The following is a 9,959-nucleotide window of genomic DNA, read 5'->3' on the forward strand; positions in this document are numbered from 1 at the left end:
ATTGTGATTAACGATGAAAATTGTTATATATGCAAAAGTTATAGTTGCATATATTATCCAAAAACTACCAATATCTGTTTAGATGGTGCAAATAATTGAAAAAATATCGAATATCATCCATACCTTCTCTGAGAGTATTGATATATCTGTAGAAAATAAAAGATTTTGTCTCTACTTTGAGAGGTAAAAATACAAGACTAAATTCTACCCTGGGATTTATGAATTCCTGAGAAATAATGCTTATATTTGGGTACTTAGGTAGACATCTACCTTAATCCGTAAGTGAGGCTAATAATCATGTTAATGAAACAATTGCACGCGAGTATTTTTGCGCGTTAACCAAGGAGTAATAGTATTAAGAAGTTGCTATTACTGACACTGAAATTTGCTGTTAAAAATGTGCTTTACAAGCCACAATCTTCTCCGAACACTTAAATTCACATCTTGTACCAGTTGCTGTATTACAATTTTTGTTAGGCAGGCACTGCATATTCTTTGCTCAAATCTTAATTTTTAGATTCTAGGCAGTGTGCATTCTAATGGTTACTGGCATAAAACTTACAGTGTTCTTTAAGTAAATAGACTACATTAATACCTACTCCTTACTCCTCGTCTCCGTCGTAGTCTAAAAACCTAAAAACTACGATAAGCTACTAGTTAGACCTAGCTTAAAAATAGGGGTTACAGATTAAGGCTAGAGAAGAGAGATTTTCGTACTCTCGTTGTGGACTATTGTCCATATGGGTCTAGTTTTAATACTTGCAATAATTTAACTCATCACTTTGCACAGAATTTTATCGGCGTAGAGCGACTTATATTCGTGGATATTTAAGGGTTAAGTTTTACACCAATTTTGATTAAGCAATTCACATTAATCTTTACATGCCTAATACTCTGACTGAGTGCTTTAGGTAAAACTCAATCGATTAGCAAATTCATGGAGTCTTTTTTGGAAACAAAAAAAAGGGAGCAAGGAGATACAAATAACTCGCTCAACGTAAGTGAGGTTTTTGAGAGAGTGTGAGCGTTCTCCTCTGTTTGATTAACGCATTAATCACGTTAAAGACCAGAGAAAGGTGATTTGAGCGCATCACGCATACCTTTCTCCTCCCCGTTTCATAATTATAGATGATCATCAAGTATGATGATTAATTCTTGAATGGAAAACAAGTATTAATAGAGCTTGCTTTCGTGATTTATTGTCTTGTTTTTTGTTAATTTATTTAGCGATCGCCTGACAAAAATCTAGTTTTCAACTTTGCACTATTCCTCAAGACATATTACCAAAGATAGTTATTTTTACCGCAGAAGGAATTTGCAATCAAGTTATGTAGAATAGCCTGTTAATCGCATCAATTTTGTTAGCGTTTCATAGCAATTAACAAGCAAAAAATTAGATAGCCTAATTCTTGTTTATTGATACATTCACAACAGAGGATGCAATATTGTGAAATCCTTACGACGCGAGGAAAATCATCTTTGGAATAGGTTTAACGAACCAGATCCAGAGCAGCTAAATGCAGTTGAAGCTAACGAGTTTCTCCCTCGAATCAGCAAATGGGCTAACATTGCTGGTGGAGTATTACTGACTACTTTTGTGGTTGGAGTGACTCTCACATCTGTGCTGAAATACAATGTCACAGTCAAAGTTCCGGCAAGTATTCGGCCTGTGGGAGAATTACGAATTGTTCAGTCTGCTATTAGTGGAACTGTGCAAAAAATTGGAGTTAAAGATAATCAAGTTGTGAGCCAGGGAGAAGCTATTGCCAATGTCGATGATTCTCGCTTGCGGAATCAAAAAAGTCAATTAGATAGTACTATTAGCCAAAGTCAATTACAGCTCAATCAAATTGATGCTCAACTCGGTGAAATAGATTCTCAAATTGCCGCACAAATCAACTTAGTTAACCGTACACTCATTGCTGCACAAGCTGAGTTAGGTGGTTCTCAGCGAAGCTATCAAGATCAGCAAATTAAAGCTACCGCTGAGATGACACAAGCGCAAGCAGCTTTGACTCTAGCCAAAGTGCAACGAGACCGATTACAAAGAGAAAGATTATTAACAGTCACAGTACAAGAAGCCGAAACAGCTTTAAGATTAGCCAGAATGCAACGAGACCGCTTGCAGCGAGAAAAATTACTCACAGCAACAGTACAAGAAGCGGAAGCAGCTTTGAAATTAGCCAAAGTACAACGAGACAGATTAAAACCTATAGTGGGAATTGGAGCAGTTTCTCGCGATCTGTTTGAGGAAAAAGAACAAGCGGTGAAATCTGCGGAAGCCAAGCTAGAGCAAGCAAAAGCCAACGCCAAAAATCTGCAAGAAGAAAAAGAACAAGCGGTGAAATCTGCGGAAGCCAAGCTAGAACAAGCAAAAGCTAACGCTAAAAATCTTTTGGAGGAAAAACAACAAGCTCTAACGATCGCTCAAACAAATTTAGAAAAAGCTCAAACCGCTGTTAATCCTAATAATTCTATCGTCACTGTGGCGTATGAACGCATCAAACAAGAACAAGCAAGAGGTGTAGCTACCCTAGCCGCTTTAAAAAAAGAAAGAGAAACCTTACTCCAGCAACGCCTAGAATTTCAAAAACAACTCGATCGCACTCGCAAAGAATTACAACAAGTAGAAAATGACCTGAGCAAGAGTGTAATTCGAGCGCCAATTGCAGGTACAGTTCTGCAATTAAATCTTCGCAACCCTGGACAGGTAGTACAACCAAGCGAAGCTATTGCTCAGATTGCTCCTTTTGGCGCTCCCATCCTAATTAAAGCTCAAGTTCCAGCACGAGATATAGATAAGGTGAAAGCCGGTCAACAAGTCCAGATGCGAGTATCTGCTTGTCCCTATCCAGACTATGGCACTCTCAAAGGGACTGTCACCACAATTGCACCAGATGCTTTACCAAGCGCCAACAACAGTGCTGTAGCCCAAAATACCCAGCAAGCGGCTACCTATGCAGTCACCATCGAACCGCAAACACTGTATGTCGGTAGAGGCGATCGCCAGTGTAATTTAAAACCGGGTATGGAAGGTAGAGCCGACATCATTTCCCGTCAGGAAACAGTACTGCGGTTCATTCTGAGGAAAGCCAGATTAATCGCCGATTCTTAATCCTAATTTGTTCTTTGTCGGTATTAATTGTCTTTTCCTTAATAAACCAAGTCCTTGACTTATTAATCACTAACCAATGAGCAATGCTTTGCCGATTTTGTACATCTTAATTCATGAGTTTAGCAACTATGTTTAATGTGTTCAAACTCAATAAAAATTACCAGTCTGTTCCACAGCTGAGTGAGGAAGACTGTGGAGCAGCTTGTTTAGCTTCAATTTCTAAACATTATGGTCGCTTTTTAAGCATGACCAAAAGCCGCGAAGCAGTAGGAACTGGACAACTAGGAACAACTTTGTTAGGTCTTAAACGAGGGTCTGAGACTCTGGGTTTTAATGCCAGAGCGGTTAAAGCTTCGCCGGCGATTATGGATAGAATCACCGAAATCCGCTTACCAGCGATTATTCATTGGCAAGGCTACCATTGGGTTGTTTTATACGACCAACGTGGTAGCAAATACGTCATTGCTGACCCTTCTGTAGGTGTTCGTTATGTCAGCAAAGAAGAGTTAGCAACTGCGTGGAATGGCGTGATGCTCCTATTAGAGCCAGATCCAGACCGCTTTTCTGATCAGCCTCAAGAAGAAGCGCAAGGTGGTTTAACTCGCTTCATAGTCCGAATCTTGCCTTATCGGGGACTGCTAACTCAGGTTTTGCTGATCAATATCGTCTTGGGTTTGTTAGCTTTGGGTATTCCCATCCTGATTCAACTACTTACAGATGATGTCTTGGTACGCGGAGATACTCATTTACTGATTGTTGTCATCTCTGCTGTGATCGTCATGAGCCTATTTAGTAGTAGTTTGCAATTACTGCAAGGCATTATGATTGCTCATTTTAGTCAACGGCTGCAATTAGGATTAGTCTTAGAGTTTGGGCGAAAAATTCTGCAATTACCTTTGAATTATTATGAGTCTCGACGTAGTGGTGAAATTTCTAGCCGATTGAGAGATATCAGTGAAATTAACCAGTTAATATCGCAGGTTGTGGTGCTTTTACCTAGTCAGTTTTTTATTGCAGTAGTTTCTTTCGGTTTGATGCTGTTTTATAGTTGGAAACTAACACTTGCAGTCATCTTTTTCATTATCTTAATGACTGTAGCAACACTACCTTTTTTACCGATTCTCCAACAAAAAACCCGCAATCTTTTAGTTTTAGGGGCAGAAAATCAAGGTGTTCTGGTAGAAACATTTAAGGGCGCTCAAGTAATTAAAACTACAAATGCTGCACCTCAATTTTGGGATGAATTTCAAAGTCGTTTTGGTCGTCTTGCTAATCTCGCTTTTGGCACGATGCAAATTGGCATTATCAACGGTACTGTTGCTAAATTAATCGCTTCTATCGGTGGTGTTACTTTACTGGGATTAGGAAGTGTTTTAGTAATTCAAGGAGAATTGAGTATTGGTCAAATGCTTGCTTTTAACGCTCTACAAATCAATGTTCTCACTTTAATTGACTCGTTAGTTAACTTTGTAGATGAATATTTTCGTTCTCAAACAGCAGTTTCTCGCCTTTTAGAAGTGATTGACGCGACACCGGAAGTAGTAGGAGGTAGTCAAAAGCCATTTGCTCAAATTTCTAGTGATGCAGATATCCGTTGTTCCCACCTGCAATTTCACCATGCCGGCAGAGTTGACTTGTTAGAAGATTTTTCGCTCAAGCTACCTGGCGGAAAAGCGATCGCTTTTATCGGCCAATCGGGTTGTGGTAAAAGCACATTAGCAAAACTAATAGCAGGCTTATACCAGCTCAACTCTGGCAATATCCGTATTGGTTTTTTCAACATCCAAGACCTTTCTCTGGATTGTTTGCGACAACAAGTAGTTTATGTACCCCAAGAACCCCACTTTTGGAGTCGTTCGATTTTAGATAATTTCCGCTTAGGAGCGCCTTATATCGACTTTGAGGATATTGTCAAAGCTTGCCATATAGCTGATGCAGATGGTTTTATCAGTGAACTGCCGAATAAATATCAAACAGTTTTAGGAGAATTTGGTGCAAACCTCTCCGGTGGACAAAGACAACGATTAGCGATCGCCAGAGGCATCTTAACTAATCCACCTGTACTGATTCTAGATGAAGCCACCGCTGGACTTGATCCAGTCAGTGAAGCCCATGTCTTAGATCGGCTTTTGGAATATCGAAAAGACAAAACCACCATTTTAATCACCCACCGCCCCAGCGTTATTAATCGCGCAGATTGGATCGTACTTATGGATAAAGGTCAAGTAAAACTACAAGGTACACTAGAAACTTTTCTCTCTCAAAAAGGGGAGCATCTAAAGTTTTTATCACTCTAAAAATTAGCTTACAAGTGAAAGATTAAATTATATAAGACTCCTATAGCAATCCTAAATCATTCGTGAGAATTAAAATCCTCGACTTCTTTGAGAAGTTGGAAATCTGGACGCCGCAAATTTTCATATTTGATTCTAAAATGCGCGTATTTACGTTAATATTTGAACGTATTACTATTTATAAATATCGAGATTTTTATAAAACTTTAAAACTCAGAAATTCAAATTGATATTATGTTCCCGACTTCTTCAAGAAGTCAGGGAGCTTTTTATTTATTTTTTAAACAAATAAGTTTTTAATATATCAGTTAATTAAAAAACTTAAACTAAAAATGTTTGTTAGCAAAGACAAAAACCATATTTCTGTCTTTATATAAATGCCCTAAAAATAAAATTCATATTACTAATTTTTATCTATAAAAATGATTTTATTTAGAGAGATAGTTTACAATAAAAACTATAGGTGAATAGCACCTATTTACGTAAGTGAGGTAATCAATCATGTCTGTTCAATCTATTAAATCTGAGTTATTTGTAGAGTTGTCTACAAAGCAACAACAGCACATATCTGGAGGATGCAGATACAGAAAATCATGCCAATCAAACAATGGAAATGATGGAATGCAACAAACTCCTGAAATTACTGTTATAGGACAGCTCTCTACTAAAGGTGGAGAGTGTTTCCCTGTTAAAATTGTTGGCTTTAGGACAGATTCTTAGTTGATGAGCAAATAGGTTATCACTGTTGCAAGCGAGGGGAGAAAAAACCTTAAATAACTTACTCAATATTTAATTAATATTGAGTAAGTTTAATCAAACTCCTATTTGCTTCTGAGGAATAATATCAAGAGTTTGTGAGCCAGAGTTTATCTATTTTCATAGCACAAACTTTTCTACTCCCCTCTTACTTATCAGTATAAAAATTGCAATGCTTCAAGCATTGAATAATTTACCGTTTAGTAAAAACTTTTCTTGTTATAAATAACTATAAATACTAACTTTAAACATTGTTGATAAACTAGCATACAAAATACTAAATATAAAAATGATATGAATGTTTCTATCTGTAATTGGATAATAGTAACTTGTTTTAAGATTTCTAGCCGCAACAATATGTTACATCAGCCTCAAGCAGTAAAATAGTATTTTTTAATTTATAACTTTAGGAGAGTTTTTTATTAAAAAATATCTTTAAAAATGAAAGCACAGATGTATAACATCTATGTGCTACTTATATAGATGTATAACATCTAATAATGTAAGTGGGGTAACAATTATGTCTGCTACAATCATGGGTTCCGATTTAATTTTTGAGTTATCCGTAGAAGAGCAACAGCTTCTATCTGGAGGATGGGGAGATAAATGTGGCAAAGACTACAAAGATGACTATGGCAAAGATGATGATGGTGAAGAAAAATATAAATGTAGAATCTTCAAAATCTGCACAGTCAAGCCCAAACGTTACAAAAAAAGCTGTGGTTGCTAAGTTAGCATAAATTCTCAAGCATAGTAGCTCAATAGCTTCAAAAAAAGCACAAATTTAACAGGTTCAGTTGCAAAAAGATAGATACTTCATACAGTATCTATCTTTTTGCATTTTTATAATCATGTGGCTATTAATATTTATGAGCCAATACAGTGAATTTAAGGTTTTAAACCTAATTGAACTGGATTTATTTATAAGCGATCGCGCTTTAGAAAATCTTAAAATACAAGATAAATCAAAAGCTATTCCTTAACCCCATTAAATAATAAATTTATCATCCACAAGCTAGAAATTTATTATACTTTTTTCTATCTTTAGAAGAGTTTAATATCTCAAAAATATATTTACAACTAAGAGAATAGATATTACATACTTAAGTTTCTAAATGTATGTGTGTAATATCCTACATATCCAAAACTGAGGTAACTGATTATGTCAGATCAAAACATCTCATCCAATTTAATTGTGGAGCTATCCGCAGACGAACAACAACTTCTAGCTGGAGGCTGGCGCGGCGGTTGGGGCGGCGGCTGGCGTGGCGGTTGGGGCGGCGGCTTTAGACGAGGCTGGGGTTTTAGACGAGGCTGGGGCTTTAGACGAGGCTGGTAGTAAATCAGCAAAGTCAAAAGACTCGGTAGTCTCATTGTTTAGTTAAAGTCCTTTGGGTTTAGAATGCAGCCTTGCCCGAAGGGCTGAACAAAAATAATCTGAGTGTATTTAATAATAATCGTTAGCATCAACCAAAAGATATAAAAATAATTTATTAGTTTCTAACTTTAGGAGAGTTTAATCTTTCCAAAATATATCTAGAAATAAAAGCGTAAGTGTTTCACACTTACAAAGTTTTTTGTACACATGTGCATCACATGTATGTACGAAATGGAGGTAACAGTTATGTCAGATCAAAACATTACATCAGATTTAATTGTGGAATTACCCAACAAGGAACAGGAACTTCTAGCTGGAGGCTGGCGTGGCGGTTGGGGCGGCGGCTGGCGTGGCGGCTGGGGTCGTCCCTGGGGCTGGGGCTGGCGTGGCGGCTGGGGCTGGCGTCGTCCTTGGGGCTGGGGCGGCGGCTGGGGTTGGAAGTAAGTTAGCCAATTCTAAACACCAGCTAGTCTTGTAGTGGATTATTTCAGCTAAAATAGCCAACACCGAAGCTATTTCTAGCTTAAGTTGACACCAATGGCATCTTGCCCGTCCGTGGCGGGCGAGACGCCCATCCCACAACAGTTCTTTTTAACAAGTTCCGTGGGTTTAAGTCCCCTGGTTCCATAACCGGCAAGTTTTGTGTTGGGGTTGTCTTACAAAGTTGAGGCAGTAGACCTCTTGCAAAAGTCGGATACTCGCCAGAAAATAAATTTTCTGGCTGATAACTCAAGTCGGTTTCAACCGACTAATAACAGTATTTTTAGTCCGTTTCAACGGACTTTTGCTATTAGGCAGAGACTTGAGTCTCTGACGGTTCAAGTATTTTTGCAAGAAGTCTAGTGTGATCTTGGGGAGCCACTGCGTTGGACGGGTTTCCCAGATTAAAGCAATTGGCGTGATTTCCCCCATGAACAACTGCCGTCAGAGCGGAGGAAACCCAAAGAGTGACTTTGCGCTAAATCCCCATTACAAAACTTAATTACGTTAGCGTTAGCGGTAGCGATAGCGAGTCATCGAGCGTCGGTACGAGCGTCGCGTCATTACGAATTACGAATTACGAATTACGAATTATTTAAGAGTTATTAGGCGTAAATTCTGTCTCTGATTTTGCTGAATCTAATACTTGCGATCGCTCCCATATCCAATCTTGTAAAATCGGATTGACTAACTCCGGCGCTTCATCTTGAGGGCAATGTCCCACCCCTTCCAGAGAAATAAACTTTAGCACTTGGGGGTAATTGGCTAACTCCCTACCCAATTCCACAGGTTCCCAAGGATCAGCTGTTCCCCACAAAATAATTGCGGGACAAGGTAGCAGTGGTAAAAGGTCTTCAGGTAAGGGGCCTGTAGAATAAGAGGTAAAAGCCAAGAACACAGCCACAGCACCCGGATCGCTTGCTGGTGCAGTTAAAATATCTACTAACTCATCTGTCACCACCTCAGCGTTAGCATAGGCTTTAAGGAGAATCTGTCGCACTGTTTTTGGTTTGGCAACTTGATTGAAAAAGAACTCCCCTAGTGGTTTGATAGATAGCAGGCGTTGTAAAATAGGCGCTCCGAAACGACGACTCCAAGGTAGCGTGGCTCGTTTGCGATCGTGCAGTAACCGTAAGGAACAGTTAAGCAAGGCAATTCCTAAACCAATATCCGGGTTACTCACTACTGCTTGCATCACCACAATACAACCGATTGAATTCCCTACTAAAAAAGCTGGCTCACCCACAACTTCGCGGCAAAAATCTGCCACTTGTTGTCCCCAAGTTTCTAGCGTGTAAGCTATTGTTTCACCTGGTTGCGGCTTAGCAGAAGCACCAAAACCGATTAAATCAATGGCATAAACACGACAATTGTCTGCCAAGACAGGAATATTTTTTCGCCAGTGCCACCAAGAGGCTCCAAAGCCATGTACCAAAATAACAGCGGGGCCACTGGTTCCTTGGCTTTGATAACAAATCGATAAATCTTGCCAAATCCAAGTTTTTGTTGAGCTAAGTGTGTTTTTTGAACTAGAGGTTGTCATAGCAAGTAATGGGGAATAGGGAGTGGGGAGTGGGGAGTAGGGGAAGAGGCATTTTCATATCCTTGTTGTGTGATTGATCACACGAGTCTCTAACAAGCGTAGCTGCGAGAAGAAGGAAAAAAACACTCACCCATTTTCTTGACTATCAAATGAAATAAATACTTCTTCTCCACTCCCCACTCCCTACTCTCCACTCCCTATGTTTTGTAATTAATTACTGTAAATAACACAGCAGAATTACTGGAATTTTACACTTTAATTGTCAGGTTTATACAAATAAATCATTGAGAGTAGTGTAAATTGGGATATTAAAACTCAATTTGCAACCATATTTACCTTTAGAGGCTGTTTGAAAAGTTTTGAAGGGTAAAATTTTATGCAAGTCGCCTCACC

The 9,959-nt window shown here is 38.7% G+C and carries 8 protein-coding genes; 7 read left to right on the top strand and 1 reads right to left on the bottom strand.

Features of this window, described 5'->3' with window-relative positions; translation table 11 throughout:
* Positions 1 to 1,447 precede the first annotated feature (1,447 nt).
* The 7 genes from AC5JMF_RS13485 (at position 1,448) to AC5JMF_RS13515 (ending at position 8,386) form a co-directional block, all read left to right on the top strand.
* Complete coding sequence (locus AC5JMF_RS13485) at positions 1,448 to 3,115, top strand: beta-barrel domain-containing protein (RefSeq protein WP_495796234.1); 1,668 nt, start codon at positions 1,448 to 1,450, stop codon at positions 3,113 to 3,115.
* Positions 3,116 to 3,243: 128 nt separating this feature from the next.
* Positions 3,244 to 5,412, top strand: coding sequence for a peptidase domain-containing ABC transporter (locus tag AC5JMF_RS13490; protein ID WP_495796240.1), 2,169 nt, complete (start codon positions 3,244 to 3,246; stop codon positions 5,410 to 5,412).
* A gap of 498 nt (positions 5,413 to 5,910) precedes the next feature.
* Positions 5,911 to 6,129 (top strand): hypothetical protein, encoded by a 219-nt coding sequence (locus tag AC5JMF_RS13495; RefSeq protein ID WP_495796235.1) that lies wholly within the window; start codon positions 5,911 to 5,913, stop codon positions 6,127 to 6,129.
* A gap of 556 nt (positions 6,130 to 6,685) precedes the next feature.
* Complete coding sequence (locus tag AC5JMF_RS13500) at positions 6,686 to 6,895, top strand: hypothetical protein (RefSeq protein WP_495796236.1); 210 nt, start codon at positions 6,686 to 6,688, stop codon at positions 6,893 to 6,895.
* Positions 6,896 to 7,327: 432 nt separating this feature from the next.
* Positions 7,328 to 7,504 carry a hypothetical protein gene (locus AC5JMF_RS13505; protein WP_495796237.1) on the top strand — a complete coding sequence of 59 codons (177 nt, stop codon included), beginning with the start codon at positions 7,328 to 7,330 and terminating at the stop codon, positions 7,502 to 7,504.
* 285 nt (positions 7,505 to 7,789) lie between these two features.
* On the top strand, positions 7,790 to 7,987 hold the full coding sequence (locus AC5JMF_RS13510) for a hypothetical protein (RefSeq protein WP_495796238.1): 198 nt from the start codon (positions 7,790 to 7,792) through the stop codon (positions 7,985 to 7,987).
* Between the two features lie 237 nt (positions 7,988 to 8,224).
* Entirely contained in the window at positions 8,225 to 8,386 is a 162-nt protein-coding gene (locus AC5JMF_RS13515; RefSeq protein WP_495794220.1) for a hypothetical protein, read from the top strand.
* 232 nt (positions 8,387 to 8,618) lie between these two features.
* Here AC5JMF_RS13515 and AC5JMF_RS13520 read toward each other — a convergent pair whose 3' ends face one another.
* Positions 8,619 to 9,566, bottom strand: coding sequence for an alpha/beta fold hydrolase (locus AC5JMF_RS13520; protein ID WP_495796239.1), 948 nt, complete (start codon positions 9,564 to 9,566; stop codon positions 8,619 to 8,621).
* Positions 9,567 to 9,959: the final 393 nt, after the last annotated feature.

Source organism: Desmonostoc vinosum (assembly GCF_059505385.1).